Origin of the sequence: Bacillus sp. ISO11, assembly GCF_003458115.1 — a bacterium.
Lineage (GTDB): Bacteria > Bacillota > Bacilli > Bacillales > Bacillaceae_G > Bacillus_A > Bacillus_A cereus.
On the sequence record NZ_QXCO01000081.1, the window covers coordinates 1 to 1455 of the forward strand.

Consider the following 1455-nt stretch of genomic DNA (forward strand, 5'->3'; position numbering starts at 1 on the left):
TGAAGTGCACCCCAATTGTTAGACACATAACTAACAATTGGAGGTGCATTTTTTATGGCTAAATTTTCTTCAAAAGATAAAATACAAGCAGTAAAACGATATCTAGAAGGTACGGAAGGCGGAAAAACCATTGCTAATTCTATAGGGGTTCATCCTAGAGAACTTTATCAATGGATTAAACGGTTTGAATTTTCAGGGGAAAAGGCGTTTGAAAAACGCTATACAACTTACCCTCTCGAGTATAAACTAGATGTAATTCATTATATGAATGAAAATGGGACATCTCTGAGAGAAACAGCTGCTTTTTTTAATATTCCTTCTTGCGAAACACTCCGAAAATGGAAAGTAGCTTATGAAACAGAAGGATTAGATGCCCTAAAATCAAAGAAAAAGGGGCGTCTAACCATGGCCAAAGAAAAAGCTAAGCTACAACATTTAAAACAAAACGAAGTATTTCTTGAAGGTTCTATAGAAGCGCTACAAGCAGAGAATGAACGTCTGCGTATGGAAAATGACTATTTAAAAAAGTTGAATGCCTTAGTTCAAAAGAAGAAAACATCACAGACCAAGACAAAGCGCAATTGATTTATGAATTAAGGCATAAATATAAGGTCGTTGACCTTGTGAAAGTCGCTAATATCGCTCGTAGTACGTATTATTACTGGATGAAACAAGCGAAACGTCCAGATAAATATAAGAAAGTTAAAGAATTAATTAAAGAGATTTTTAGTGAGAATTTTGGGAGGTATGGTTATCGTCGTATTACATTGGAATTACGTAATCGAGGCCATGCATTAAATCATAAAACCGTTCGACGTTTAATGAATATCCTGGGATTAAAATGTCTTGTTCGATTAAAAAAATATCGTTCATATAAAGGGACTGTCGGGAAATTCGCTCCTAATATTTTAAAACGTAATTTTCACGCATCAAAACCAAACGAGAAATGGGTAACAGATGTGACGGAGTTCCACTTACATGGTAAAAAACTATATCTATCACCCATTTTAGACTTATATAACGGAGAAATTATAGCTTACAATATAGAACATAGACCTGCCTATTCCCTTGTTTCTAAAATGTTAAATAAGGCGTTTCAATGTTTGAATGATAAGGAAACTCCTATTTTACACTCGGATCAAGGTTGGCATTATCAAATGCGACAATATCATCAGTCGCTTAAAAAACATAACGTTATCCAAAGTATGTCCCGTAAGGGAAATTGCTTAGATAATGCAGTCATGGAAAATTTCTTTGGCTTATTAAAGTCTGAATTACTTTATCTTAAAGAGTTTGAAAGTATGGAACAATTTAAGCAAGAACTAGAAACTTATATTCATTACTACAATCACAAAAGAATTAAAACAAAACTAAAAGGATTGTCCCCTGTGCAATACAGAGTTCAATCCTTAGTAGCTGCTTAATATATTTGTCTAATTTTTTGGGTTCAGTTCA

General features: G+C 33.6%; 1 protein-coding gene. It reads left to right on the top strand.

All coding sequences use genetic code 11. The annotated features are described in order from the left end of the window. Positions 1-54 precede the first annotated feature (54 nt). Positions 55-1424, top strand: a protein-coding gene (locus tag D1166_RS30845; protein ID WP_087942837.1) for an IS3-like element ISBth167 family transposase whose coding sequence is annotated in 2 segments (ribosomal slippage) — positions 55-520 and positions 520-1424 — 1371 coding nt in all. Because the reading frame shifts where the segments join, the coding sequence is not laid out codon by codon here. Positions 1425-1455: the final 31 nt, after the last annotated feature.